Source organism: Dokdonia sp. R78006 (assembly GCF_042466145.1).
Taxonomy (GTDB): Bacteria; Bacteroidota; Bacteroidia; order Flavobacteriales; family Flavobacteriaceae; genus Dokdonia.
In genome coordinates this window covers 2,501-28,839 of record NZ_JAXHBU010000001.1, presented here as the reverse complement: position 1 = coordinate 28,839, position 26,339 = coordinate 2,501, and the positions used below count along the sequence as shown (strand labels likewise).

The 26,339-nt window shown below is 37.2% G+C and carries 22 protein-coding genes, 2 tRNA genes and 2 rRNA genes (1 of these 26 cut by a window edge); 13 read left to right on the top strand and 13 right to left on the bottom strand.

The annotated features are described in order from the left end of the window. The first annotated feature begins 17 nt into the window (after window positions 1-17). Window positions 18-1,481, top strand: coding sequence for an aminoacyl-histidine dipeptidase (locus tag SJY37_RS00135; RefSeq protein ID WP_379952656.1), 1,464 nt, complete (start codon window positions 18-20; stop codon window positions 1,479-1,481). An 86-nt stretch (window positions 1,482-1,567) separates the two neighbouring features. Here SJY37_RS00135 and SJY37_RS00130 read toward each other — a convergent pair whose 3' ends face one another. The 3 genes from SJY37_RS00130 to SJY37_RS00120 are packed head-to-tail and all read right to left on the bottom strand — an operon-like array spanning window position 1,568 to window position 4,319. Further along, window positions 1,568-2,740 (bottom strand): peptidylprolyl isomerase, encoded by a 1,173-nt coding sequence (locus SJY37_RS00130; protein WP_013751594.1) that lies wholly within the window; start codon window positions 2,738-2,740, stop codon window positions 1,568-1,570. Between the two features lie 14 nt (window positions 2,741-2,754). Then, a complete protein-coding gene (gldI, locus tag SJY37_RS00125; protein WP_379952655.1) occupies window positions 2,755-3,306 on the bottom strand; it encodes a gliding motility-associated peptidyl-prolyl isomerase GldI in 552 nt (183 codons plus the stop codon). Continuing rightward, the gene (locus tag SJY37_RS00120) at window positions 3,303-4,319 is read right to left on the bottom strand and encodes a bifunctional oligoribonuclease/PAP phosphatase NrnA (RefSeq protein WP_379952653.1); all 1,017 of its coding nucleotides are present in this window, start codon (window positions 4,317-4,319) and stop codon (window positions 3,303-3,305) included. Before SJY37_RS00120 ends, gldI begins: the two co-directional genes overlap by 4 nt. 232 nt (window positions 4,320-4,551) lie before the next feature. On the opposite strand from SJY37_RS00120, the gene SJY37_RS00115 reads away from it, so the two are divergent. Further along, window positions 4,552-4,971 carry a nucleoside-diphosphate kinase gene (locus SJY37_RS00115; protein ID WP_041295684.1) on the top strand — a complete coding sequence of 140 codons (420 nt, stop codon included), beginning with the start codon at window positions 4,552-4,554 and terminating at the stop codon, window positions 4,969-4,971. 438 nt (window positions 4,972-5,409) lie between these two features. Next, window positions 5,410-7,206 carry a translational GTPase TypA gene (typA, locus tag SJY37_RS00110; RefSeq protein ID WP_339850338.1) on the top strand — a complete coding sequence of 599 codons (1,797 nt, stop codon included), beginning with the start codon at window positions 5,410-5,412 and terminating at the stop codon, window positions 7,204-7,206. 90 nt (window positions 7,207-7,296) lie between these two features. On the opposite strand, the gene SJY37_RS00105 is transcribed toward typA, so the two are convergent. Together SJY37_RS00105 and SJY37_RS00100 are read right to left on the bottom strand one after the other, a co-directional pair. Further along, the gene (locus SJY37_RS00105) at window positions 7,297-8,442 is read right to left on the bottom strand and encodes a glycosyltransferase family 2 protein (protein ID WP_379952651.1); all 1,146 of its coding nucleotides are present in this window, start codon (window positions 8,440-8,442) and stop codon (window positions 7,297-7,299) included. Next, window positions 8,432-9,733, bottom strand: coding sequence for a hypothetical protein (locus SJY37_RS00100; protein WP_379952650.1), 1,302 nt, complete (start codon window positions 9,731-9,733; stop codon window positions 8,432-8,434). The genes SJY37_RS00105 and SJY37_RS00100 overlap by 11 nt, the downstream gene beginning before the upstream one ends. A gap of 245 nt (window positions 9,734-9,978) precedes the next feature. Between SJY37_RS00100 and SJY37_RS00095 the strand changes: the two genes are divergently transcribed. The 4 genes from SJY37_RS00095 to SJY37_RS00080 are packed head-to-tail and all read left to right on the top strand — an operon-like array spanning window position 9,979 to window position 13,769. Next, the gene (locus SJY37_RS00095; RefSeq protein ID WP_379952649.1) at window positions 9,979-10,851 is read left to right on the top strand and encodes a GNAT family N-acetyltransferase; all 873 of its coding nucleotides are present in this window, start codon (window positions 9,979-9,981) and stop codon (window positions 10,849-10,851) included. Beyond that, window positions 10,848-11,954, top strand: a complete 1,107-nt coding sequence (locus tag SJY37_RS00090; RefSeq protein ID WP_379952647.1) for a DegT/DnrJ/EryC1/StrS family aminotransferase — start codon at window positions 10,848-10,850, stop codon at window positions 11,952-11,954. The genes SJY37_RS00095 and SJY37_RS00090 overlap by 4 nt, the downstream gene beginning before the upstream one ends. Further along, window positions 11,948-13,237 carry an O-antigen translocase gene (locus SJY37_RS00085; RefSeq protein ID WP_379952646.1) on the top strand — a complete coding sequence of 430 codons (1,290 nt, stop codon included), beginning with the start codon at window positions 11,948-11,950 and terminating at the stop codon, window positions 13,235-13,237. Before SJY37_RS00090 ends, SJY37_RS00085 begins: the two co-directional genes overlap by 7 nt. Further along, on the top strand, window positions 13,230-13,769 hold the full coding sequence (locus SJY37_RS00080) for a DapH/DapD/GlmU-related protein (RefSeq protein ID WP_379952644.1): 540 nt from the start codon (window positions 13,230-13,232) through the stop codon (window positions 13,767-13,769). The genes SJY37_RS00085 and SJY37_RS00080 overlap by 8 nt, the downstream gene beginning before the upstream one ends. Before the next feature lie 4 nt (window positions 13,770-13,773). On the opposite strand, the gene SJY37_RS00075 is transcribed toward SJY37_RS00080, so the two are convergent. Further along, on the bottom strand, window positions 13,774-14,907 hold the full coding sequence (locus tag SJY37_RS00075) for a glycosyltransferase (RefSeq protein ID WP_379952643.1): 1,134 nt from the start codon (window positions 14,905-14,907) through the stop codon (window positions 13,774-13,776). Between the two features lie 31 nt (window positions 14,908-14,938). On the opposite strand from SJY37_RS00075, the gene SJY37_RS00070 reads away from it, so the two are divergent. After that, a complete protein-coding gene (locus SJY37_RS00070; protein ID WP_379952642.1) occupies window positions 14,939-16,018 on the top strand; it encodes a glycosyltransferase in 1,080 nt (359 codons plus the stop codon). Next, the gene (locus tag SJY37_RS00065; protein WP_379952641.1) at window positions 16,015-16,395 is read left to right on the top strand and encodes an FdtA/QdtA family cupin domain-containing protein; all 381 of its coding nucleotides are present in this window, start codon (window positions 16,015-16,017) and stop codon (window positions 16,393-16,395) included. The genes SJY37_RS00070 and SJY37_RS00065 overlap by 4 nt, the downstream gene beginning before the upstream one ends. On the opposite strand, the gene SJY37_RS00060 is transcribed toward SJY37_RS00065, so the two are convergent. From SJY37_RS00060 to thrS, 7 genes are all read right to left on the bottom strand, one after another. Then, window positions 16,392-17,324 carry a glycosyltransferase family 2 protein gene (locus SJY37_RS00060; RefSeq protein ID WP_379952640.1) on the bottom strand — a complete coding sequence of 311 codons (933 nt, stop codon included), beginning with the start codon at window positions 17,322-17,324 and terminating at the stop codon, window positions 16,392-16,394. The genes SJY37_RS00065 and SJY37_RS00060 overlap by 4 nt on opposite strands. Continuing rightward, the gene (locus tag SJY37_RS00055; protein WP_379952639.1) at window positions 17,317-18,195 is read right to left on the bottom strand and encodes a glycosyltransferase; all 879 of its coding nucleotides are present in this window, start codon (window positions 18,193-18,195) and stop codon (window positions 17,317-17,319) included. The genes SJY37_RS00060 and SJY37_RS00055 overlap by 8 nt, the downstream gene beginning before the upstream one ends. Before the next feature lie 154 nt (window positions 18,196-18,349). Further along, entirely contained in the window at window positions 18,350-19,033 is a 684-nt protein-coding gene (locus SJY37_RS00050) for an ATP-binding cassette domain-containing protein (RefSeq protein WP_339850382.1), read from the bottom strand. A 217-nt stretch (window positions 19,034-19,250) separates the two neighbouring features. Then, on the bottom strand, window positions 19,251-19,595 hold the full coding sequence (gene rplT / locus SJY37_RS00045; RefSeq protein ID WP_013751599.1) for a 50S ribosomal protein L20: 345 nt from the start codon (window positions 19,593-19,595) through the stop codon (window positions 19,251-19,253). 119 nt (window positions 19,596-19,714) lie between these two features. Next, entirely contained in the window at window positions 19,715-19,912 is a 198-nt protein-coding gene (rpmI, locus tag SJY37_RS00040) for a 50S ribosomal protein L35 (RefSeq protein ID WP_013751600.1), read from the bottom strand. A gap of 118 nt (window positions 19,913-20,030) precedes the next feature. After that, on the bottom strand, window positions 20,031-20,543 hold the full coding sequence (infC, locus tag SJY37_RS00035) for a translation initiation factor IF-3 (protein WP_262485281.1): 513 nt from the start codon (window positions 20,541-20,543) through the stop codon (window positions 20,031-20,033). 59 nt (window positions 20,544-20,602) lie between these two features. After that, window positions 20,603-22,549, bottom strand: coding sequence for a threonine--tRNA ligase (gene thrS, locus SJY37_RS00030; protein WP_379952638.1), 1,947 nt, complete (start codon window positions 22,547-22,549; stop codon window positions 20,603-20,605). A gap of 761 nt (window positions 22,550-23,310) precedes the next feature. Between thrS and SJY37_RS00025 the strand changes: the two genes are divergently transcribed. From SJY37_RS00025 to SJY37_RS00010, 4 genes are all read left to right on the top strand, one after another. Beyond that, a 16S ribosomal RNA gene (locus tag SJY37_RS00025) occupies window positions 23,311-24,834 on the top strand. A 200-nt stretch (window positions 24,835-25,034) separates the two neighbouring features. After that, a tRNA-Ile gene (locus SJY37_RS00020) sits at window positions 25,035-25,108 on the top strand. A 174-nt stretch (window positions 25,109-25,282) separates the two neighbouring features. After that, a tRNA-Ala gene (locus tag SJY37_RS00015) sits at window positions 25,283-25,359 on the top strand. A 279-nt stretch (window positions 25,360-25,638) separates the two neighbouring features. Further along, window positions 25,639-26,339, top strand: a 23S ribosomal RNA gene (locus SJY37_RS00010); it runs 2,125 nt beyond the window's last position. The 16S and 23S rRNA genes sit together here with 2 tRNA genes alongside, the layout of an rRNA operon.

The window sequence follows — 26,339 nt, the reverse complement described above, 5'->3', positions numbered from 1 at the left end:
TGTGTAAAACTTAGAAAATGGATAATCAAGAAATAAGAAATCTAGCCCCAAAGGCGCTCTGGAATAAATTTGCAGATCTTAATGCTGTCCCTCGTCCTTCAAAAAAGGAGGAGCGCGTCATTGCGTTTATGAAAGACTTTGGTAAAAACTTAGGTTTAGAAACGATAGAAGACGAAGTAGGTAATGTAATCATAAGAAAACCTGCTACTGCTGGTCATGAGAACAAGAAAATGATTGTGATGCAATCTCACCTTGACATGGTACACCAGAAAAATAATGATACCGAGTTTGATTTTGATAATCAGGGTATCGAGATGTATGTAGATGGTGACTGGGTACGTGCAAAAGGAACTACACTAGGAGCAGATAATGGTCTTGGAGTAGCGACAATAATGGCAGTGCTTGAGAGTACTACTATTGAGCATCCAGCTATAGAAGCATTATTTACTATAGATGAGGAAACAGGTATGACAGGCGCGATGGGTCTTAAGGGAGGAATTCTTAAAGGCGACATCTTACTTAATCTGGATACAGAAGAAGATGACGAGATAGGAGTAGGTTGTGCAGGTGGTGTAGATATCACAGCAACTCGTAATTATCCAGAAGAAGGAATAGATGATGGTCTTGTAGCTTATAAGGTTACTGTAAATGGACTTAACGGAGGTCACTCTGGGATGGATATCATCAAGGGTCTTGGTAATGCAAATAAAATGATGAATCGCTTATTGCGCAGTGCATCAGAAAATTTTGATATACGTATTTCAAGTATTGATGGAGGAAGTTTGAGAAATGCAATCCCAAGAGAAAGCGTAGCTATCATCGCGGTGGATGAGAATCAGCTGGCAGCTTTTGAAGCAGATTTTCAGGACGTGGCAAGTGCTATTCAAGCAGAGTACAATTCACTAGAAGAAAACCTTAGCATTACCGCAGAGAAAACAGATCTTCCTGATAATGTTATGAACATGGAAGCTCAACAAGAACTTATTAAAGCGATAAGTGCAGCTCATAATGGGGTGTATAGAATGAGCCCAGAGATAGAAAATCTTGTGGAAACTTCTAATAACATAGCTAGAGTGATTGTAAAGGACGGATCTATAAAAATAGGTTGTCTTACACGCTCATCTGTAGATAGCACAAAGGATGATCTTGCAAATGCCATTATAGCTACTTTTGAACTTGCAAACTTTGACGTAGCACTTTCTGGTGATTATCCAGGATGGGCTCCTAACATGGCGAGTCCTATCTTAAAGGTGCTAGAAGCAAAATATAAAGAGATCAATAATGAGGATCCACATGTAGCAGCATGTCACGCAGGACTTGAATGTGGAATCTTAGGTCAGAATTATCCTGAGATGGATATGATTTCCTTTGGGCCTACTATTAAGGGAGCGCATTCTCCAGATGAGAGAGCAAGTATTTCAAGTGCTCAAAAGTATTGGGATTTTGTAATAGAAATATTAAAAGATATTCCAGTTGCTTAACAACTGATTGTTTCTTGAAATCATTAGATAAAAAAAGCTAGCCATCGTAAGATGGCTAGCTTTTTTAATGTGCTATAATGTTTGTATTACTTTACGATCTCTACAAGTTCGATTTCAAATACAAGATCTGCCTTAGGAGGTATTGCACCAGGATACCCTTGTGCTCCGTAACCTAAGTGGTAAGGGATAAATAGTGTTGCTTTATCACCTATAGACATCAATTGTAGTCCTTCTTTAAATCCAGCAATAAGTCTAGCTTCTGGGCTATATACTGTTTCAAGAAGTTTGTACTGTCCAGCAGCTTTCTTGCGGTCATCTAGCTTGTTATTTGCAGCAGCTACTTCTTCGCTACTTGTGTCAAATAACTCTCCTGTTGTAAAGAAACCAGCATATTCTACTTTTACTTTTTGACCAGTATTAGGCTTTATTCCTTTTCCTTTTTGATCAAAATAGATTCCTAGTCCGCTAGGAAGTTCTTCAATTCCTTCTCTCTTTGCGTCAAGCTCAGCTTTCTTTCCAGCAAATTGCTTTGCTTTTTCGGCAGCTTCTTTTGCTTTGTTTTCTTCAAAGGCAGCTAGTTCATTTGTAAACGTCTCACCAGCGTTGTAATTTTTTACATCACTTCCTTTTCTGATAATGTTTACTTGTTGGATAATTACTGGAGTCTTTGGTTTTCCAGCGCGTGGATCTTCAAGTTCTACTTCTGTAATAGCATCTACAACTTCTAATCCAGTAACTACTTTACCCCATACTGTATGACAGCTTACTCTAGGGTTATCACAGTTTTTAAGATTTCCGTTTGAGTCATAACCATCAAGGTGTGGTGTCGCTTTATGTGTAATAAAGAACTGACTTCCGTTAGTCGCATATCCAGAGTTTGCCATAGAAAGAACTCCTGCAGAATCATGTCTACGCTCAGGAGTAAGTTCGTCAAAGAACTTGTAGCCAGGATCACCAGAACCTGTACCTGTAGGATCACCACCTTGAATCATAAAGTCCTTTATGATTCTATGGAAGGTTAATCCATTGTAAAATGGCTTACCAGCATATGTGCTATCTGCTAGAGGGTGTGTACCTTCTGCTAGCGCAACAAAATTTGCAACCGTTGCAGGTGCGTCATTGTAAAAAAGCTCTGCAACCATGGTTCCCTTATCTGTGATGATTTCTGCATATAATCCATCTCCTAGATCTGGATATTTATCATTACATGAAAAGAGTGATAAAATTACTGCAACTAATAACATACTTGTTTTCTTCATTGTTTGTGATTTATTTATTCGTTTGATTGGTCTTTTATTTCAAGTAAAGTAACGGTACTACGCACTGGGGTATTGCTAGGTATTCTATCTTCAAAACCGTAATAGCCGTAAGCTTTATAACTAGGAAATAGAAACGTCATTGTTTCTCCTTCCTTCATTAATTTAAGTCCTTCCCTTATTCCCGTAATTATATCTGGATTACTTTGATCTATTTGAGTAACCGTATTTCCTAGTTCTTCTTGCGTAACAAGTTCCTTACCGGTGATTGTTGCGAGGTTGTAATTAAACAAAACAAGATCACCTACTTGAGGAGCTTGCTTACCTAGTGTATCTTTTGCAATATAAGAATACCAGAAACCATTAGGTGAAGGGTTATAGGTGTTTAAAGTATCGCTAGCTATAAATTTCTTAATAGCTGCTTCATCTTGGGCAATAAGCTCTTTGTTACGAGAGATAGTTTCTGTCTTCACGTAAGATCCTGTTTTTTGAGAAACTGGTCTGCGAGCAACTGTCTCAGAGCATGAAGCAATAAGGAATATAGAAAACAGAAATATTAAATTTCTCATGATGATAATTGGTCTTTATATGAAGGCAATAACTCTTTAAAGTTAGCAATAGTTTCTGCAAGTGCTACCTCGCTTCTTCCACCTGCGGCATTAGTATGTCCTCCACCATTATAATGAGCTCTAGCAAATTCGTTTACAGAGAACTCACCTTTAGATCTAAGCGACATTTTTATAATACTATCTGCTTTATGTTCTATAAATATCACAGCAAATATAATGCCCTCTAGCGAAAGACAATAATTTACAAAACCTTCTGTATCCCCTTTTTGAAAATTATGGTCATCTAGCTCTTTCTGCGTCATAGTAATAAATGCAGTTCTATACTCCCTTAAGACTACAAGATTATTAAGAGCAACACCTAGGAGTTGAAGTCTAGACTCGCTATTAGTATCGTAAATGTTTTGGTGTATCTGATCGTTATTTGCCCCTTTTTTAATGAGAGCAGCAATAACCTCGTGAGTAGTAGCGGTGGTAGATGAGAATCTAAAAGATCCAGTGTCTGTCATGATGCCTGTATACAAACAGCTAGCCATGTCTGCAGTAATTAGCTGCTCATCACCTAAAGCTTTTATGAAATGATATACCATCTCACAAGTACTGCTCATGGCAGTATCACTATAAGTAACCGTAGCATAATCTGCTGGTTGCTGGTGGTGGTCTATCATGATAAATGGAGCCTTGACATTATCAAGCACCTCTTCTAAGTCTCCTACTCTAGAAAAATGATTAAAGTCTAATGTAAATACGAGGTCTGCTGTTTTTATTGCATCCCTTGCATTAGTTGTATTAGATGTGTAAAAAAGTACATCGTCATGACCTGGCAGCCACTTTAAAAAATGTGGATACTCATTAGGCGCCACTACAACTGCCTTATGACCTTTTTTATTTAAATATGCTACAAGTGCAAGTGTACTTCCCATAGCATCTCCATCAGGATTTTTATGAGGAATTACAGCTATGCTTTTTGAGTCTTTAAGTAACTCTTTTGTTGTTGAGATTTGAGAGATATTCATAGTTTGCGAATATACAATTTCTGCTGTGCTCTATTTCTGCTTGTGATTAAATATTTAGCTTTTCAAGGAGATGAAAACTTAATATGGTGGTAACATTAAAAAGCAGTATTTTTGCACGCGATTTCAAGAAAGAGTTTTTACGCTTTCGCGAAAATTTTAAAAGCTCAACACGTGGGCATCTAAAAACTAAGTGAAGGTAGGGAGATAATACCGCCATTGCAGAAATTAAAGAATTATGACAAACAGAACTTTTACAATGATTAAGCCTGATGGCGTTGAAAACGGACACATCGGAGCAATCTTAGAAAAAATTACTGCTAGCGGTTTCCGTATTGTAGCAATGAAACTTACTCAAATGACGAAGGCAGACGCTGAGACATTTTATGCAGTACACAACGAGCGTCCATTCTTTGGAGAGCTTGTAGAGTTTATGACACGCGGACCTATCGTTGCAGCAGTTCTTGAAAAAGAAAATGCAGTAGCAGACTTCCGTACGCTTATAGGAGCAACAAACCCAGCAGATGCTGCAGAAGGTACTATCCGTGCTTTATATGCAACTTCTATGGGAGAAAATGCAGTACACGGTTCTGATAGTGATGAGAATGCAGCTATTGAAGGTGCTTTCCATTTTTCTGGACGTGAGATGTTTTAATTGCTAGCGCAATAAACATATACATATCTTACATGTGTTTTTACACATTAAGATTTATTTTAAATGCTTCTTCTATATAACATAGAAGAAGCATTTTTATTTACAGCTATTGTTGCGTTGAGGATAGTAGTGGTTACCCCACACGAATTGAGAACACCGAGCCATCTCACTTTTATGTGAGATGATAGCGAGGTTTTCTTAATGAGGAGGAGTAAAAACGGATAGCCTGACCCGTAGGGTAACGCCCAAATAATAAGACGCCGTAACCGCTCTGAATAGTAGACTGATATATTAACTAAGCTGTTTTATTTCAATAATTTGAGTGCTTTTTGATTCATTTTAAAAGGAGAAAGCACATATAATATAGTAATAGTAAATATTTTAATTAAAAATACTTACTTTTGCACCGCCAAAAACACGGCATTAATACAACCCATTATGGACGTAAGGAATATCGCGATTATCGCCCACGTAGACCACGGTAAGACAACCCTGGTAGACAAAATTATGTATCACTGTGAGCTTTTTAGAGAAAACGAATCTAAAGGAGAACTTATTTTAGATAACAACGATCTTGAGCGTGAGCGCGGGATTACAATTACTTCTAAGAATGTTTCTGTAATGTACAAGGGAACGAAAATTAACATTATCGATACTCCTGGTCACGCCGATTTTGGTGGTGAAGTAGAGCGTGTATTGAACATGGCAGATGGTGTTTGTCTTCTTGTAGATGCATTTGAAGGGCCTATGCCACAAACGCGTTTTGTACTACAAAAAGCACTTGATCTTGGATTAAAGCCTCTTGTTGTAGTAAACAAAGTAGATAAAGAAAACTGTACTCCAGATATCGTACATGAAAAGGTTTTTGACCTTATGTTTGAACTTGGTGCAGAAGAGTGGCAGTTAGACTTTCCTACCGTTTATGGTAGTGCAAAGAACAACTGGATGAGTGACGACTGGGAGAAGCCAACTGATTCTATCGAGCCATTATTAGAAATGATAATGGAAAATATTCCAGTACCAGAGGTTAAAGAAGGAAACACGCAGATGTTAATTACATCTTTAGATTTCTCTTCATTTACAGGTCGTATCGCAATAGGACGCCTTAACCGTGGTGAGCTTACAGAAGGTATGCAAGTATCTCTTGTAAAGCGTGATGGAACTATCAAGAAAACACGTATTAAAGAATTACACACTTTTGACGGTTTAGGTCGTTTAAAAGTACCAAGCGTTCAAGCTGGTGATATTTGTGCAATTGTAGGATTAGAAGGATTTGAAATAGGTGATACTGTTGCAGATTTTGAAAACCCAGAAGGTCTTGCAACTATCGATATTGATGAGCCTACAATGAGTATGCTTTTCTCAATTAACGATTCACCTTTCTTTGGAAAAGATGGAAAGTTTGTAACATCTCGTCACATTAAAGATCGTTTGACAAAAGAGCTTGAAAAGAACCTTGCACTTCGTGTTAATGATACAGACAGTGCAGATAAATTCTTAGTATATGGTCGTGGAGTAATGCACCTCTCTGTACTAATTGAAACAATGCGCCGCGAAGGATATGAATTACAAATCGGGCAGCCGCAAGTAATTATAAAAGAAATAGACGGAGTAAAATGTGAGCCTATAGAAGAGCTTACTATTGACCTTCCAGAAAATGTATCTGGTCGCGCTGTCGAGTTTGTGACAATGCGTAAAGGAGAAATGCTTTCTATGGAGGCAAAAGGAGAGCGTATGATTATTGAATTCCTAATCCCATCACGTGGTATTATAGGATTACGTAACCAATTGCTTACTGCAACTGCAGGAGAAGCAATTATGGCTCACCGTTTTAAAGAATACCAGCCTTTCAAAGGAGATATTCCTGGACGTATATCTGGATCTTTAGTATCTATGGAGAATGGAAATGCGATTCCTTATTCTATCGATAAGTTACAAGATAGAGGTAAGTTCTTCGTATCACCAGGTGAAGATATTTATGAAGGTCAAGTAATTGGTGAGAACTCTCGTCAAGATGACATGAACATTAATATTACAAAAGCTAAGAAGCAATCTAACGTACGTTCATCTGGTGCAGATGATAAAGCAAAGATTGTTCCTGCTATCAAGTTTTCATTAGAAGAGGCGCTAGAATATATTCAGAAAGATGAGTATGTAGAGGTAACTCCTAATCACTTGAGACTACGTAAAGTTCACCTTAAAGAGGTAGATCGTAAACGTTTTAAAATAGCTTAAGAATCTTAGAAATAAGAAATTATAGAAAAAACCTACTCGTACTGAGTAGGTTTTTTTATGGGCTTTCGCGAAGGCTAGACCTAAAAACTATTACTTCCTAAGACCTAGTATGCTAAAAAAGAAGCTGAAAAGAATGGTCTGCACACCAAGTAACAATGTAGTAATAGCAGGAATTACTACGCGTAAAGTACTTACACCCGTAATGTTACCAAAGTTCACAGCTTGCCAATTCTGATAAGCATACACAGTTGTTATTATAGCTGTTATAATAAGCGTAAAGCCAACAATCAAGCCTTTTTCTAAAGTAAGCACTCTAAAGAGCTGATCATATTTTTTTGACTTAGGCAGTAAATCATTTTCTACAGTATAAATTTTAGTCAAGCCGTAAAATAGTACTAGCTGAAAACCTACAAGAAAAATGGCGCTACTATATAGTAGCGTGTGAACTCCTAACGTAATTTTACCTAAATGTAATGGACCAGTAACAAGAATAGTAGACAGTATAAATCCAACAGTCATAAATAAGACTCCTGGAATCATAAACAGCCAACTAGGACTGTAAAGAAGCAAAAAACGCAGATGTCTCCATCCATCTTGCCAAGTATTGAGATGTGGTGGCCGTGTACGACCGTCAGGATGTAAGATGGTAGAAACTTCTACAATTTTCATCCCTTTTAAACTTGCTTTTACAATCATCTCTGACGCAAACTCCATACCCGTAGTTTGTAACTCCATTCTCTGGAAAGCATTTTTACTAAAACCTCTTAAGCCACAATGAAAATCGCCAATTTTAGATTTAAAAAATAATCGCCCTATAAATGATAGTACAGGATTACCTAGATATTTATGTAAGAAGGGCATTGCTCCTTTTTTGATTCCGCCTTTAAAGCGATTACCCATTACTAGGTCGTTTCCTTTACGTAACTCGTCAACATATGGCGTAAGGTTTGAAAAGTCATAACTATCATCTGCATCTCCCATAATGATGTAAACTCCTCGAGCTGCCTTTATTCCTTCCTTTAATGCGCTTCCATATCCTTTATGAAGTGCGTTTACTACAATTGCTCCATGCTTTTTTGCTATGTCCTGCGAGCCATCTGTACTTCCGTTGTCACTTATGATAACTTCACCATGTATAGATTGATTTGCTAAAAACTCATTTGCTTTTAGAATACAAGTAGCGAGCGTTTCGGCCTCATTGAGACAAGGCATCACTATCGAAAGTTCAATTTTCATTTGTAAGATTTTTTTTGGTAGTTATCATATCCATTGTGAAAAAAACAATTAGAAATAGAACCCAATCATTGTAAAATGTAAACCGTTGTATAGTGTGCATTGCTATGGAGACTACAGCCATATTTGCCATTGTACAGAGACTAAAGAATAAAACAGTTTTATTAAGAATTGCAGGCTGTTTAATGAAATCTGTGAGACTTATTAAAAATAGAATTACAAATAAAGCAAACATACTAATGGAACCAAAGCCATTAATAAAATTCATAATATATAATTTAGTCCAATCTACTTTATTATCCCAAGTAAGAGTTGCTGTCATCGATGTTGTTAGCTGGTCAACCAGGATAAAGTTTTCGTCAGTAAGCTCTCCATCACTTACTATCTCTAGTCCCTTATAAAATAAAGTTGCATTTGCAATCTTACTATAATATTCCTCATAAATATCAATATCTGGTTCATTGGGATTGTTTTTATGATTGACATTGAGCCCTTCTTCTTTAAGGATTGCAAACATCTCCTCAAAATATTGTTTTTCTTGAGAATCTTCATAAAGCAAGTTGTCACTTTCTTGGGCAGTAAAAATTGCTGGAGTAAACAGATGAATACCTGTCCACGGAGTGCTTACAAAATGGTTATGTTGTATATGATGATATGTTTTATCTACAAAATTTGTGAGAAACGGTAATATCAAAAATGCTAACGCTAAGATTACTGTTTTTTTAGAAGTCTTATTTCGAAAATAAATGTTCAAGCAAATAAGTATTCCCATTGGGACAAGAAAGACAAACTGCGTCCGCGTTAATAGTAGTACAAAGAGTAAAATAAACGCTTTGGTTAATGGCCTTGTTACGTTATTCAAAAATGCATTGAAAAAGAACGTAATTGTAATTAGATAAAGTGGATAAGATACTGCCTCACTTAAGATATTATTACCTATTCCTCTTTCAGCAATATACGGGTATAGCACCATTCCGAAAAGAATAACAAGCCAATGAACGGAGAGTGAAGTCCATTTTCTAAGCTTAGTAATCATGAACAATGCTGCACTTATGCCCATAAGAGTTTGTAATCCAATTATAGCAATATCTTCATGGCTCCCAAATAATAGGTCAATAATTTTAAGAAATATTGGATATATTGGAGTTCTATAAATTGCAGCTGTAATATAGCCTTCTGAGTCAGGGAAGATATGAACAGGTCGTAAAAGAGTAGTAACGAGAACTAATGTAGCAATCAAAATGATTGCTATGGTATAAATTTTATCACTTTTTAAAGACCTTATAATCTGCATCAATAATAATTTAAATTTATTTGGCTAAAATAGATATTATGTTCAAAGTACTTGAAGTATAATTGACATCTCTCAAAACAACGATTATATATAATTATGTTTGTATTTTACAGTACTAACAGAGTAACTCCCAGTATTTGAAATCACCTTATAACATCCATAAGTTTCAGCAAAAGGATACCGTCCATTGGAACGATTTTGTCGCGCTATCATGCAACGCAACATTCCTCCATAATAGGGCATTTATGGAGTATCATTCTGATCGTTTTATAGATAACTCGCTGATGATATTTAAGGATAAAAAAGTAGTTGCACTGCTACCTGCAAATATTGAGGGAGAAGCGATCTATAGTCATCAAGGGCTTACTTATGGAGGGTTATTGATACTACCATCTTTAAAGATTGCAGATTTAACAGAGCTATTTAAGAAGTTACTCAGTTATTTAGAGTCCCTAGGTATTCAGACACTCTATTTAAAGCAGATTCCTAGTTTTTACAATCGTTTGCCTAGTGAAGGGCTAGACTATCTTTTACAACTCGTTCAAGCAGCTTGCTATAGAGTGGATAGCGCTTCAGTCATTGATTATAGAAATGACATACAGATTCAATCTAATCGGCTTGAAGGTGTAAAGAAAGCTCAAAAACACAATTTAGTTATTAAAGAGGAAGATAATCTTGGTGATTTCTGGAACGTTATTTTAACTCCTAATCTTCAAGAGCAACATAACGCCGAACCTACACACACTGTAGAAGAGATAACATTACTAAAGAAGTCATTCCCAAATAATATTAGACAGTTTAATGTTTACCATGATGGACGTATTGTTGGGGGAGCTACGATATTTGAGACAAGTACTACAGCACACGTCCAGTATATCTCGGCAAATAGTGAAAAACAAACTTTAGGCACACTAGACTTTCTTTTCAATCATCTTATAAAAGTTACTTTTAAAAACAAGAGATTTTTCGACTTTGGAACTTCAAATGAAAATGCAGGAAAACAACTCAATAAAGGACTTGCTTACTGGAAAGAATGTTTTGGCGCACGTACCTCTGTGCATCGAAGCTTCAAAATAGACACTGCAAATCATATCTATTTAAATAACGTACTGGTATGATCCCATTTTTAGATCTTAAAAAAATAAATGCTCCCTATGAAGAGGAGTTTAAAATCAAGTTCGATTCCTTTTTAGATAAAGGATGGTATGTGCTAGGAGAAGAGGTACAACTTTTTGAAGCAGAATATGCTCAGTATTGTGGAACGAGACATTGTGTAGGTACAGCAAATGGTCTCGATGCTTTACGTCTCATCTTTGAAGGCTACAAAATCTTAGAACAGCTTCAAGAAGGAGACGAAGTTTTAGTTGCAAGTAACACGTATATCGCTACGATTATTGCTATTAAGCAGGCTGGTTTGATTCCTGTATTAGTAGAAGCTTCATTACTTACTTATAATTTTGATTTTGAAGATTTAGAACATAAAACCACTCCCAAAACGAAAATAGTTTTACCTACACACTTGTATGGGAAACTTACGGATATGGAAAGGGTTAACGCTTTCGCGAAAGCGTACAACCTACTCGTAATTACAGATTGCGCACAATCACATGGAGCAAAGGATATCAATGGAAATCGCAGCGGATCACTAGCAGATGCGAGTGCGCATAGTTTTTATCCAACTAAAAACCTAGGAGCTTTAGGAGATGCCGGAGCAATTACTACAGATAATGAAGCGCTTGCTCAGGTAGTGAAAAAGTATAGAAATTATGGTTTTAAAGAACGCTATGTAGCCAAATATGCAGGAGTTAATTCTAGACTTGATGAGATACAAGCGGCCTTCTTAAGAATAAAATTAAAGCAATTAGATATTCATAATCGTAGACGGCGTGAGATTGCGATCCAATATCTCAGTAAGATTGATAATAAACATATTTTACTACCTCAATTAGATAAAGAGGAAAATCATGTGTGGCACTTGTTTGTGATACGAAGTGTTTATCGAGATCAATTACGGACACACTTACAAAATAAAGGAATAGGGACTAATATTCATTATCCAGTTCCTCCTCATAAACAAGAGGCACTTAGCGAGTTCAATATGCAATCATTTTCCGTTTGTGAGCAATTGCATAAAGAGGTACTCAGTATTCCATTATCACCCGCATTATCAGATATAGATGTTGAGGACATTATAACAGCGCTAAACAACTTTAGATGCTAAGTAAAATACGCGCTAGTATAGGTGACAATACGCTTTTAAAGATAGGCTCAATAAATGCTGTGAGTGTAATTCTCCAAATTTTAGGAGGGCTTATAACTTCAAAACTTATTGCTATTTATCTAGGGGAGCGTGGTATGGCATTGCTAGGACATCTGCGCAATTTTATGACTTCTTCTCAAGCTGCAGGAAATCTAGGCCTGTCTAACGGTATTGTAAAGTATGTAGCTACGGGTGATGAGAATAGTCATCCATTATCAAAATTATTATCTACTGCTGTTATTGTAAGTCTTGTTGCTACTATAATTGTGTCATCGATGTTATACGTAGGCGCTTCTTATTTTAATGCACAGGTTTTTGGAGAAGGGGCACAGTACATCTATGTTTTTAAATTGCTAGCCATTGCCTTACCGTTTATAACACTTAACGGTATTTTACTTGCCGTTATTAATGGGCAGTCGGCTTATAAGAAGGTGGTTAAAATTCAAATATTTTCTAACCTTATTGGACTTGCTATAACAGTGTTAAGTATTATATACTACGGTGTGCAAGGTGCATTATTTTCGCTAATTGTAAGTCCAGCAGTGATACTAGTGATTACCTTAATTGCATTAGGAAAGCAAGGTGATGTATGGAGAAATATTTCATTGTTAAACTTTGATACGGCAGCGTTACGTAAGCTAGGATCGTACACACTTATGGCTTTGTTCTCTATGATTGTGCTGCCGCTCGTATATATTACCATACGTAAAGAGATAGGTGATGGTGCTGGTTACTGGGACGCAATGACTAGAATATCTAGTTATTATGTGAAGTTCGTCGCCACACTTATGACATTGTATATACTTCCTCAACTCGCAAAGGCAACTACAGATGAATCCTTTAGAAAGGAGATATTTGGGTTTTACAAAACCGTTCTTCCGCTTTTTGGAGTTGGACTTGTGGTAATATATCTACTACGAGATTTTATTGTAGGACTCATTTTTACAGAAGATTTTGTCCCGATGACACATCTTTTTAAATGGCAATTACTTGGAGATTTTTTTAAGGTTGCCTCCATCGTGATAGGATATCAAATTATCGCAAAAAATAATCTAAAGCTATTTTTAATAACAGAGATAATATCCCTAGGAGTAATCTATTGTTCTGGAATTTACTTGGTGCGTAAATTTGGATATGAGGGAGCGTCTATGGGACATTGCTTTAGTTATTTTATACATTTATTGGTATTACTGTTTATCTTTCGGAAACCATTATTTGGTAAAACAATTGCAGCAAGTGAGTAGACTTAGTAACATATTACAATCCTTTAGAATATGGAAGTATAAAATGCTTTCATCTCATAAAAGCATTGATGGCAAGGCGGTACTTCATCAACCTGCGCAAATTAATGGAAAAGGAAAAGTATGCTTTCGCGAAAGCGTACATATAGGCGTTATCAATTCGCCATTATTTTATAATACCTACGCGTATATAGAAGCAAGGAAGGAAGGTAGTGAGATCATCTTTGGGAATGATGTTGCGATTAATAATAACTTTTGCGCGATTGCAAATGAGGCTTCTATAACTATAGGAGACAGAACTACAATAGGTTTAAATTGTAGTATTTATAATTGCAATTTTCACAGTCTCAATCCCCAAAACCGAAGATCACATACAGGGTCTAGCGCAGCTGTAACCATAGGTAGAAATGTATTTATCGGGAATAATGTGAGTATCTGGAAAGGTGTTACCATAGGAGATAATGCCGTGATAGCGGCAGGAAGTACGGTTACAGTAAATGTAGCTGCGGGAACAACGTTTTCTAACTTTTCTTAAAGAATTAATTATTCCAAGTGTCTATATACTTTTGTGCGACTTTCTTATAACTATGATGCGTCTCAATAAATAATCGAGCGTTCCTTCCTATCTCCTCAATGCTTTCTGGATTTTCAATGAGTTTCTTTAACCTGCTCACTATTTGATCTACATCTGGCGTAGCATCTATCGCCACAGTTCCTGAAAGATTGTAGTGCTCCTTAAAGTGAATGCCAGCGCCAGTAAATACTACTTTACCCTTTGCCATTGCTTCAAGTGCATTATAGCCTTGATCATGTGAGTAAACTTGATCTAGAATAATATGTGCACTATTGTACTTTTCTATATAAGTTTTATATGGTAAGCTTTCGGTGGTAATTATAGCAACTCTTGAAGTATATGTCTCTTTAATTATTGCAAGCGCATTTTCAAAAATATCATTTCCCTTCTTAAAATAGTTTGTGCGATTTATGCCATGAAAGATTATAATAGGATTTGCATTCTCCTGAGGTAAGTTTTTTATGGTATCTGTGTTTATGGGATTAGGAATTAAACCAACATATGCATTATGACCTTTGAGCGGTATGTGATAATCAAGATCTGTAGCAATCACGCCATCTACTAGCTCATATAATTTTTCATGCAGGTCCTTGTAAGCAAGATCTAGATACTTAAGCGCAGGGGCAAAAGATTTCATATCTATCTTTTCTTCTTGAAACGGAGTTACTATAGTGTATGGAAGCTCCTCTGTAAACGCATGTGTGATACTTGGATAATCTGCACCGCAAGAGAGGAGAAATACTTTCTTATTGTTATTTTTTAAATACTGAGCTATTTTTAGTTCTAATGATGGTGTGGTGTTGAAACTAGACTCATTAATGAGCTGTACCACATCATAACCAGAAAGTTGTGGTTTTAAAGTGTTGAATGATTTGCTTAAGGCGATTTCAGAAATATCAATCCCGGTTAGTTTAAGAACACCAAGTTTTAGTTTTTTTCTCCATCCGCTAGTGTAGCCTCTTTCAAGTCTAATGTCTACGGGATAGTTTTTAAATCCATCGCCACTTCCCACAATCGTTACTTCGTGACCCAACTGTAGGAGTCCTTCTTTGAGCGAATTGTGAAGTCGGCTGTATTCGCCTACAAGTAAGATGCGCATTGACTATATTTGGTATTCAAAATTTCTTCCGTTGCCTAAAGATACTCATAAAAAAATTGCGCTAGTTACCATCTCTTTGGCAGGTGGTGGCGCAGAGCGATCGTTGGGAATTTTATCGACTATGTTATCGGGATTAGGGCACACAGTGCATATTGTGACGTTAAGAGATGACATTGAAGTTCCATACACTGGAACACTTTTTAATCTAGGAAGTTATAAATCGAGTGATGATTCTTTAACCGCTAGATGGCGTCATTTAAAAAGATTAAGAGCCTATTTACTTCAGCACGATTTTGATCTGATTATAGATAATAGATCTAGACCTTCTCTACTTAAAGAGATTTGCTATACGCAATACATCTATCGTAATTTTAAGGTTGCATTTATGGTTCGTAGCGCCCGCTTAGAAACCTATTTTCCTAAGCCCATATCTATAGCAAAAAGACTTTACAACAACTCCAAGTTTATCGGAGTTTCAAAACGCATTTGTGATAAGATTACAGAGATTTATGGATTAAAAAATACAAAGCATGTCTACAATGCTATCCCTCAATTTTCAGTAGTAGAATCTTCTACATCATTACCCAGCACCTATATTCTTGGTTATGGGAGACTCGTAGATGATGTTAAGAATTTTAGTTTGATGATTTCCGCTTTCGCGAAAGCGAACTTAAAAACACCTCTCGTAATAATGGGAGACGGTCAGGACAAGGAAAAACTAGTTATCTTGGCCAAAAAGCTAAACGTTAGCAATAAAATCTACTTTCTAGGTCATCAAAAACAACCGTCCTCCATCGTGAAAAATGCGTTATTTACGCTCTTAACTAGTCATTATGAAGGTTTCCCGATGGTGCTTGTAGAGTCATTATCACTAGGAATTCCGGTGATAAGTGTAGATTGTGAGTCTGGACCTAATGAAATAGTACAACACGGTCATAATGGATTATTAGCTCCTAATTATGATATGGAGGCATTATCTAAAGCTATACGTATGTTTATTCTTGATGGCGAACTTTTAGCACATTGTAAATCAAATGCCAAAGAGAGTGTAGCACACTTATCACAAGAACAAATTAGTAATGATTGGAATGCACTTATAAATTCCTTATGAAGAAAATTATAGAAATCCCTAGAATAACAGACCCGCGAGGTAACCTTGCTGTTATAGAAAATGGTGTGTTTCCACTTGATATTAAGCGAGTTTATTATTTACACGATGTACCTAGTGGAGCATATCGCGGCGGGCATGCACATAAAGAATGTGTAGAATTGCTCATTGCAGTAAGCGGAAGCTTTGAGGTTGTACTCGATAATGGAACGACTAAAGAACGGGTAATGCTTAACAATCCAAGTGAAGGCTTATTGATTGATGTGAATATATGGCGCGAACTAGAAAATTTCTCATCTGGTTCTGTTTGTCTTGTACTAGCTTCTCATGAATATGATGAACAAGATTACATCCGTGAATATAAAGATTTTATTGGCTAAAAAGCAGACAGATTAATCCCTGCTTGCGCTAATAATTTTTGGGATTTAAAAGCTATTTTCAACACGCTCGGAGGTAAATTAAGTAGAAACCGCTGTCTACTATTAAGATTATTTAGGTCAAGGTTATCAAGATACACGGTCGCTTTTTGTGACTCATTCCATAACCTAGCCCTCAGTATTAATGAATATCTATTGAGATCTATAAATTTCTTTAAGCTCTCAAGCTTTTCCTCTTCATTGAGATAATTTAGATAATCAGGTCTATGTGTAACACTGCGTATACTTTTATAAAGACTTTGTGGCGCATAGATATAAGTTACAGCGGGCTTAGTGCTGAAAGCTACATGATATTTAATCCCAATTCTAATCCATAAATCTGTGTCTTGTCCACTTTTTATGGACTCATCATAAAACCCAATATTATTAAAAACGGACTTATGTATCACCGCAGAACTACTCGTTAATAGCGAGTTTTTATAGCTGCTCTCAAAGTAGTTTAGATCTAGAAAAGTATCTTCATTTGGATTATCAAAACTATAATTACTTGCTGTAGTTTTCCCTATATATTCTTTGAATACCGCTGTCGCGAAAACGTGATGTTGCGGAAACACATGTATGAGACTTACAATCTCGGCTAGGTAATAGCTATCCCAAATATCATCACCATCAAGAAGTGCAATATAAGATCCCTTGGTAGATTTAATACCTATATTTCTAGCTGCACTAGCACCTACATTTTGAGGTAATTCAATGTAATTTATGGCTGCTTGATCAATATTTTTGATGACGTTAGCACTATCATCAGTTGAAGCGTCATTAACTATAATAATCTCAAAATCTTGCACCGACTGATTTAAGACACTTTCTACAGTTGCTTGTACAAAGTCCTCCTTATTATATACCGTAATGACTACAGAGAACTTAGGCATTTTCTTTAAGAGTTATATAATGATGTAATCTGTTCAGGTCAAAAAGGAATAGAGACGGCTTTTTGCCCATTAAGTTTTTTTCGATGTACTTTATACCTTTACCTATAGTAACCCTAAAAATAAGTACTCCTCTGTATTTTTTAAGAGTAAGATAGCTTTTTTGTAAACGTGTGAAGTCTTGAGCCATTAGACCTTTCTCTTCATAATAAATAAGAGTTTCTATCGCTTGTATGGACTTTTTTAAAAACACATCGTTCTTTTCTAAACCATGATGTATTACTGGATTATCTATGTGTTGGACATCATAACCTTGTTTAAGGATTTGATAAGAGAATATGTTATCCAGACCATACCTGTTTGAAGCAATAATATTGAGCTTTAAGAACGCTTCCTTTTTTACAAGTATATTTTGAGAAATAATAAAATAAGGAGTTTTACATCTTTTTTCGGCTAGTTGTGTTTCTCTTTGTATACCATATGTACTCCTAAGAGTGAAATCATCGTTATCATCTAGAGCATATGATATACCACCATGAATAATATCATGTGGTGAATTTAGATGTGAAACATAATTTTCAATGAAATTTATTGAAGGTAGTGCAACATCTGCATCTAGAAATAGTAACCAACTATATGTTGCGTTATGGGCAAGATTAGTACGGGTGGCAGTTCTACCTAAATTGGTAGCGTTTATTAGCCGTTTTACGCTAGTGTTTCCTAGAAGTTGTACGTTTTGTTCTTTGTATAGATAAGATGCATCTTCACAGAAAATCACTTCAAAAGTAATTTTCGCACGATGTGCTTGCTCACAGATAGACTGGACAAGATCTGTGATGTCAGTATTATATGTAGGTATAAGTATAGAAAGCATTAAAGTAATGTCAATATACGCTAAATAGAAGTTTTAGGTATTTTACTAGCCAAAATCTATCTTGAGTCTAACTCATTATTTTATACATATTGATTACCAATCAAACAGTAACTTATTAGTGAGTTGGATGATATGTGAGTGTTCGGAAAGGATATTAAACTGTTTTCTGAACAACCTCAAAAACCTTGTTGCCATCGCACTTCAATGTTTTTGATGGATATTTTAATAAGAGCGCATAATCATGAGTTGCCATTAGTATAGTGTTGCCATTCTTATTAATCTCTTGGAGCACTTCCATGACTTCAACACTTGTCTGCGGGTCAAGATTTCCAGTAGGCTCATCTGCAAGGATAAGTTCGGGGTCATTGAGTAAAGCGCGTGCAATAGCAATACGTTGTTGTTCTCCACCAGAAAGCTGATAAGGGAACTTAAAACCCTTGCTTTTCATTCCCACTTTATCAAGAACCGAATCTATTTTATTTGTCATAGCAGCCTTATCCTTCCATCCAGTTGCTTTTAAAACAAATTTTAAATTATCGATAACCGTTCGGTCATTTAATAATTTAAAATCTTGAAAAACAACACCAAGCTTACGACGTAAAAAAGGGATATTCTTTTCTTTAAGTCCATTGAGATCAAACCCTACAATATTACCTTTTCCCTCTGTGAGCGGTAAATCACCATAAAGCGTTTTCATGAAACTACTTTTTCCAGAGCCCGTTTTACCTATGAGATATACAAAGTCACCTGGTTCAATGGTAACATTAACTTCAGATAAAATTAAATTTTCTCGCTGATATATAGCAGCATGTGAGAGTTCAAGAACAGGTGTAGACATAGATTTTCTTATTACACTCAAAGTAACGGAATTTCGATGAAAGTGTTTTAAAGCTACTTCAAAAGTTTTATAATAAGTTGTGCAATCTCGCTTTCGCGAAAATTGAATTACTCAGTAGTACTAGTGAATTTTAGAAAAGTTGTTTAAAACAAAAAGTCCTGCTCAAAGAGCAGGACTTTTTAATAAGTGAGATGTATTATTAAATGAGGCTCGCGCCTTACTTTACTTTATTGATTACTGCTTCAAACGCTTCTGGGTGGTTCATAGCAAGATCTGCAAGCACCTTACGGTTAAGCTCGATTCCATTTGCTTTTACTTTCCCCATAAACTGAGAATAAGACATACCGTGCATACGAGCACCCGCATTAATACGAGTAATCCATAATGAACGGAAATTTCTTTTATTCTGACGACGGTCTCTGTATGCATAAGACATTGCTTTGTCTACTGCATTTTTTGCTACTGTCCAAACGTTTTTACGTCTTCCAAAGTAACCTTTGGCTTGCTTCATCACCTTTTTTCTACGGGCTCTTTTAGCAACTGAATTTACTGATCTAGGCATAATTTAATGTGTTTTTGTAGCAGGCGGTACACGCTGTATACTCTTTTGTTCTCTCTCTTAAGCGGAGAGAAGGCCATACTCCAGGGTTTAAAAATATTTGTTTTAACCGGTTAAACGGATTACTTAAGATTAAGCATCAATTTAACATTACTCGTATCTGCATCGTGCACAAGGCCATCATGCGTTAACGCAAGCTTACGCTTTTTAGATTTTTTAGTCAAAATGTGACTCTTAAAAGCGTGCTTTCTTTTGATTTTACCAGTTCCGGTAAGCTTGAAACGCTTCTTAGCACTGGATTTTGTTTTCATTTTAGGCATCTGTTCCTATTTTTTAAATTATCTCACTTATTTTCTTACTAAACCCTCCTGACTCAAAAGAGTAGGAGGGTTTTATGTCTAGCTGCTATACACTAGCAACTTATGCTTGCTAGCAAGCTTATTTTTTCTTAGGAGCGATGAACATTGTCATACGCTTTCCTTCTAGTCTCGGGAGTTGTTCTACTTTTCCTAGTTCTTCTAGCTCTTGTGCTAGTCTTAGAAGTAGTATTTCTCCTTGATCCTTATAGATGATAGAACGACCTTTAAAGAATACATAAGCTTTAAGTTTTGCTCCTTCTTTAAGGAACTTTTCAGCATGCTTCTTTTTAAATTCGTAATCGTGATCGTCTGTCTGCGGACCAAAACGTATTTCTTTGATAATCACTTTTGAGGCTTTTGCCTTCATTACCTTCTCACGTTTCTTTTGCTCATATACAAACTTCTTATAGTCTATAATTTTACAAACCGGTGGTGCGGCATTAGGTGATATCTCTACAAGATCTAGCTCTAATTCTGCGGCTAGTGCTTGTGCTTTTTGGATAGGGTAAATCCCTACTTCCACGTTTTCTCCCACGAGTCGTACTTCTTTGGCACGAATCTTTTGGTTGATTTTGTGTTGGTCTTCCTTAATGATCCTAGCAGGACCTCTCGATCTTTTTCTACGTATTGCTATGGCGTTTCTATTTTAAATTAAACTTCAAATGTTTTTATTGTGGATGCTATCTCGGCATTTACCATTTTCGCGAAAGCGTCCATAGTCATACTACCTAAATCCTCACCACCATGTCTTCTTACAGATATTGTGCCATCATTCTCTTCTTGCTCTCCTATGATAATCATAAACGGAAGTTTTTGCATCTCTGCTTCCCGTATTTTCTTACCCATAGTCTCACCACGGTTATCTATAAGAGCGCGAATTTCGTGATTTTCAAGCAAAGTTAAAACATTCTGAGCATATTTCTCGTATTTCTCACTCAATGTCAAAATAGTAGCTTGCTGTGGCATTAACCAAAGTGGGAAGTTTCCTCCTGTGTGCTCTAGTAAAATTGCGATAAAACGCTCCATACTTCCAAAGGGTGCACGGTGTATCATTACAGGGCGATGCATCTCATTATCACTCCCTTTATACTGTAATTCAAAACGTTCTGGCAAGTTGTAGTCCACTTGTATAGTACCCAGTTGCCAGCTGCGGCCTAGAGCATCCTTAACCATAAAGTCAAGCTTAGGTCCGTAAAAAGCAGCTTCACCAGTTTCAACAACATAGTTAAGTCCTTTAGCTTTTGCAGCATTAAGAATAGCATTTTCTGCTTTTACCCAGTTTTCATCTGCTCCTATATATTTTTCTGGTTTTTCTGGATCACGTAAAGAAACCTGCGCTGTAAAGTTTTCAAAACCTAAAGAACCGAAAACATAAAGCACTAAGTCTATTACTTTCATAAACTCTTCATCCAGTTGATCTGGCGTACAGAATATATGTGCATCATCTTGAGTGAAGCCACGTACACGGGTTAGTCCATGAAGTTCGCCAGATTGCTCATAGCGGTATACTGTACCAAATTCTGCAAAACGTTTAGGTAGTTCCTTGTAACTCCAAGGACGGCTATTATAGATCTCACAGTGATGAGGGCAGTTCATAGGTTTAAGTAAGAACTCTTCTCCCTCGTTAGGTGTATGTATAGGTTGGAAACTATCTGCCCCATACTTTGCATAGTGTCCAGAAGTTTCATAAAGTTCCTTTTGACCTATATGTGGAGAAACTACCATCTCATAACCTTGCTTTTTCTGTGCAGCTTTAAGGAAGTTTTCAAGACGCTCACGTAGTGCAGCTCCTTTAGGTAACCACAATGGAAGACCTTGACCCACACGTTGAGAAAAAGTAAAGAGTTCAAGCTCTTTACCTAATTTTCTGTGATCGCGTTTCTTTGCTTCTTCTATTAATTCTAAGTATTCCTTAAGATCCTTTTGTTTTGGGAACGATGTTCCATAAACACGAGTAAGTTGTGGTTTGTTCTCATCACCTCTCCAGTAAGCTCCAGCAACACTCATTATTTTTACAGCCTTGATGATTCCTGTATTCGGAATGTGACCACCACGGCATAAATCTGTAAAGTCATCATGATCACAGAAGGTGATTGTTCCATCTTCTAGATTCTCTATAAGTTCTACCTTAAACTCGTTTCCTTCTGCTTTGTATTTATCTAAAGCCTCTTGCTTAGTTACAGAGCGTAGGCTAAAGTCATGCTTACCTCTAGCGATTTCAAGCATTTTGTCTTCTATAGACTTAAAATCCTTGTCAGATATGGTTTGGTCACCCAGGTCAACATCATAATAGAAACCATTTTCGATAGCTGGTCCTATAGTAAGTTTTGCTCCAGGATATAATTTTAAAATTGCTTGAGCCAGTACGTGAGAAGAAGAGTGACGAAAAGCTGTCTTTCCTTCATCATCATTCCAGGTAAAAAGTGTGATCGAACCATCTTCGGTAAGTGGGGTAGAGGTCTCAACCGTTTGCCCATTAAATTTTGCCGAAATTACATTACGCGCCAGTCCTTCACTGATGCTCTTTGCGACGTCCATAGGAGTAGCTCCGTTGTCCATCTGTTTTACATTGCCATCTGGCAAAGTGATATTGATCATAGTTCGATTGTTTAAAGGCGCAAAGATAGTATCTTCAATGAAGGTTTACAATATATATTACATTCTGTTTGACTATATATAAAGGAGAAAGATTGTTTCGCTTTCGCGAAAATTTGAATTATAATAACTGCTTTGTTTTCATTTGATTAGGGATTTTTGGGTGGTTTTAGGAGGTCTATTTTGAGATAATTTAAAATATTTTGATATTTATTCTTGTAAGATTAGAACTTCGGTGTATCTTTGCCACCCGCTTAACAGCAAGCGGTTGTTCTTTTAGATGTCTTCAAAAGTTTGTTTTTATTTCTTCAAATTATTTTTCAAAAGATAGTTTGTGATTAGGAAAAAGGTTGTAGTTTTGCAGCCGCTAACAAATGGAGGTTATTTGGGAGTTATGTTCATTGCGATTGTTGCTTAGTTTTAGAGGTTGAAAATTAAATTTTCAATTATTTTTAAGATTAAGTTGTGAGTTTAAAAAACAGTTGTATATTTGCACCCGCTTAGAGAAACAGTAACATATCTAGCGAAGTTCAAAAGTAATTTATTGAGATGTTTTGGAAGATTAGTTAGTCTAATTTAGGGTTCGAATCCTTAGCATTTACAAGAGTTTTCTATTATTAATATTGGTAGAGAAAGTTCATTGATTTATTGAATTGACAGCGCGTATTAATACCTTCGGGTATTATTACAAAGAATTTGAAAACTAGAAGTTTATTATTGACCAGATATTTCGAGTCGTGAGGAGTTAAATTTATTTACAATACACGATGAAGAGTTTGATCCTGGCTCAGGATGAACGCTAGCGGCAGGCTTAACACATGCAAGTCGAGGGGTAACAGAGGTAGCTTGCTACTTGCTGACGACCGGCGCACGGGTGCGTAACGCGTATAGAATCTACCTTATACTGGGGGATAGCCTTTGGAAACGAAGATTAATACCCCATAGTATGTTTGAATGGCATCATTTGGACATTAAAGTTTCGGCGGTATAAGATGACTATGCGTTCTATTAGTTTGTTGGTAAGGTAACGGCTTACCAAGACTACGATAGATAGGGGTCCTGAGAGGGAGATCCCCCACACTGGTACTGAGACACGGACCAGACTCCTACGGGAGGCAGCAGTGAGGAATATTGGACAATGGAGGCAACTCTGATCCAGCCATGCCGCGTGTAGGAAGACTGCCCTATGGGTTGTAAACTACTTTTATATGGGAAGAATAAGGTCTACGTGTAGACTGATGACGGTACCATAAGAATAAGCACCGGCTAACTCCGTGCCAGCAGCCGCGGTAATACGGAGGGTGCAAGCGTTATCCGGAATCATTGGGTTTAAAGGGTCCGTAGGCGGGCATATAAGTCAGTGGTGAAAGTCTGTGGCTCAACCATAGAATTGCCATTGATACTGTATGTCTTGAATTATTGTGAAGTGGTTAGAATATGTAGTGTAGCGGTGAAATGCTTAGAGATTACATAGAATACCGATTGCGAAGGCAGATCACTAACAATATATTGACGCTGATGGACGAAAGCGTAGGTAGCGAACAGGATTAGATACCCTGGTAGTCTACGCCGTAAACGATGGATACTAGTTGTTTGGTCTTCGGACTGAGTGACTAAGCGAAAGTGATAAGTATCCCACCTGGGGAGTACGTTCGCAAGAATGAAACTCAAAGGAATTGACGGGGGCCCGCACAAGCGGTGGAGCATGTGGTTTAATTCGATGATACGCGAGGAACCTTACCAGGGCTTAAATGTAGATTGACAGGACTAGAGATAGTTTTTTCTTCGGACAATTTACAAGGTGCTGCATGGTTGTCGTCAGCTCGTGCCGTGAGGTGTCAGGTTAAGTCCTATAACGAGCGCAACCCCTGTGGTTAGTTGCCAGCGAGTAATGTCGGGAACTCTAGCCAGACTGCCGGTGCAAACCGTGAGGAAGGTGGGGATGACGTCAAATCATCACGGCCCTTACGTCCTGGGCCACACACGTGCTACAATGGTAGGGACAGAGAGCAGCCACTGGGCGACCAGGAGCGAATCTATAAACCCTATCTCAGTTCGGATTGGAGTCTGCAACTCGACTCCATGAAGCTGGAATCGCTAGTAATCGGATATCAGCCATGATCCGGTGAATACGTTCCCGGGCCTTGTACACACCGCCCGTCAAGCCATGGAAGCTGGGGGTACCTGAAGTCCGTCACCGTAAGGAGCGGCCTAGGGTAAAACTGGTAACTAGGGCTAAGTCGTAACAAGGTAGCCGTACCGGAAGGTGCGGCTGGAACACCTCCTTTCTAGAGCTTGTCCCTGTGGAGTGCGCAATGCGTTGCGCTCTAACATACAGCAAACGACTTACGACCGAAAGGTTAAAATAGGTTTTAGTTTTCAATAGCTGTCGATTTAATTTTAATAAAACAAGTAAATAGTAGTTAGACTTTAGTGTATAGTTTTATACTTAAGACTATTACTTAACGACTATAGATTGTTTAATTACAGTCTCATAGCTCAGCTGGTTAGAGCGCTACACTGATAATGTAGAGGTCGGCAGTTCGAGTCTGCCTGAGACTACTAATTAATAAGTAGATATATTTTAAAAGATGTATTTGATTGTTAGTTACGCTTTTGCGAAAGCTTAATAAATCGCGATGTTCATTTTATTGCATTTTGAAGGAAATTTTAGAAGTTGAGAATCATTACTTCGTCATTCGAAAACTGATGTCATCATCGGAATTTCATAAAAATGGGGGATTAGCTCAGCTGGCTAGAGCGCCTGCCTTGCACGCAGGAGGTCATCGGTTCGACTCCGATATTCTCCACCAAGATAGTTACTTTATAGTAGTTATCATCCTTAGGTATAAAGGATATAGTTTTTAAAAACACAGGATTCACGAGAGTGTAATACGTTTTTATTTACATAGATATTATACTGATTATTGGAAAACGTTCATTGACATATTGGGAAATAATTAAAGAATACGAGAAGTCGTATGTAACCTAGCCGGTTATATACGCAAGAATATGAATATAATATGATTAACTCATTATAATATAAAGGTTTATGTATTTTATACATAAGCCCTTAAAAGAGCAATAAGTACAATAAGCTAATTAAGGGCGTATGGGGAATGCCTAGGCTCTCAGAGGCGATGAAGGACGTGATAAGCTGCGAAAAGCTACGGGGATCTGCACACAAGAATTGATCCGTAGATATCCGAATGGGGCAACCCACTATATTGAAGATATAGTACCAGAAATGGGGCAAACCCGGAGAACTGAAACATCTAAGTACCCGGAGGAGAAGAAAACAATAGTGATTCCGCTAGTAGTGGCGAGCGAACGCGGATTAGCCCAAACCAGTAATGTTACGGCATTGCTGGGGTTGTAGGACCACGACATTTTGTGCTTTATGAATTAGAATACTTTGGAAAGAGTAGCCATAGACGGTGATAGCCCGGTATAAGTAAAGACAGTTACAGATAGTGGTATCCTGAGTAGTGCGGGGCACGTGAAACCCTGTATGAAACTGTGGGGACCATCCCATAAGGCTAAATACTCCTGAGAGACCGATAGTGAACCAGTACCGTGAGGGAAAGGTGAAAAGAACCCTGAATAAGGGAGTGAAATAGAACCTGAAACCATACGCTTACAAGCGGTCGGAGGTCTTCGGACTGACGGCGTGCCTTTTGCATAATGAGCCTACGAGTTACTTTAACTAGCAAGGTTAAGACTTTTAGAGTCGGAGCCGTAGCGAAAGCGAGTCTGAATAGGGCGTTTAGTTAGTTTGAGTAGACGCGAAACC

Coding starts and splice junctions, on each gene's coding strand:
- SJY37_RS00135 (WP_379952656.1), top strand. CDS start 18: ATGGATAATCAAGAAATAAGAAATCTAGCCCCAAAGGCGCTCTGGAAT.
- SJY37_RS00130 (WP_013751594.1), bottom strand. CDS start 2,740: ATGAAGAAAACAAGTATGTTATTAGTTGCAGTAATTTTATCACTCTTT.
- gldI (WP_379952655.1), bottom strand. CDS start 3,306: ATGAGAAATTTAATATTTCTGTTTTCTATATTCCTTATTGCTTCATGC.
- SJY37_RS00120 (WP_379952653.1), bottom strand. CDS start 4,319: ATGAATATCTCTCAAATCTCAACAACAAAAGAGTTACTTAAAGACTCA.
- typA (WP_339850338.1), top strand. CDS start 5,410: ATGGACGTAAGGAATATCGCGATTATCGCCCACGTAGACCACGGTAAG.
- SJY37_RS00105 (WP_379952651.1), bottom strand. CDS start 8,442: ATGAAAATTGAACTTTCGATAGTGATGCCTTGTCTCAATGAGGCCGAA.
- SJY37_RS00100 (WP_379952650.1), bottom strand. CDS start 9,733: ATGCAGATTATAAGGTCTTTAAAAAGTGATAAAATTTATACCATAGCA.
- SJY37_RS00095 (WP_379952649.1), top strand. CDS start 9,979: ATGGAGTATCATTCTGATCGTTTTATAGATAACTCGCTGATGATATTT.
- SJY37_RS00090 (WP_379952647.1), top strand. CDS start 10,848: ATGATCCCATTTTTAGATCTTAAAAAAATAAATGCTCCCTATGAAGAG.
- SJY37_RS00085 (WP_379952646.1), top strand. CDS start 11,948: ATGCTAAGTAAAATACGCGCTAGTATAGGTGACAATACGCTTTTAAAG.
- SJY37_RS00075 (WP_379952643.1), bottom strand. CDS start 14,907: ATGCGCATCTTACTTGTAGGCGAATACAGCCGACTTCACAATTCGCTC.
- SJY37_RS00065 (WP_379952641.1), top strand. CDS start 16,015: ATGAAGAAAATTATAGAAATCCCTAGAATAACAGACCCGCGAGGTAAC.
- SJY37_RS00060 (WP_379952640.1), bottom strand. CDS start 17,324: ATGCCTAAGTTCTCTGTAGTCATTACGGTATATAATAAGGAGGACTTT.
- SJY37_RS00055 (WP_379952639.1), bottom strand. CDS start 18,195: ATGCTTTCTATACTTATACCTACATATAATACTGACATCACAGATCTT.
- SJY37_RS00050 (WP_339850382.1), bottom strand. CDS start 19,033: ATGTCTACACCTGTTCTTGAACTCTCACATGCTGCTATATATCAGCGA.
- rplT (WP_013751599.1), bottom strand. CDS start 19,595: ATGCCTAGATCAGTAAATTCAGTTGCTAAAAGAGCCCGTAGAAAAAAG.
- rpmI (WP_013751600.1), bottom strand. CDS start 19,912: ATGCCTAAAATGAAAACAAAATCCAGTGCTAAGAAGCGTTTCAAGCTT.
- thrS (WP_379952638.1), bottom strand. CDS start 22,549: ATGATCAATATCACTTTGCCAGATGGCAATGTAAAACAGATGGACAAC.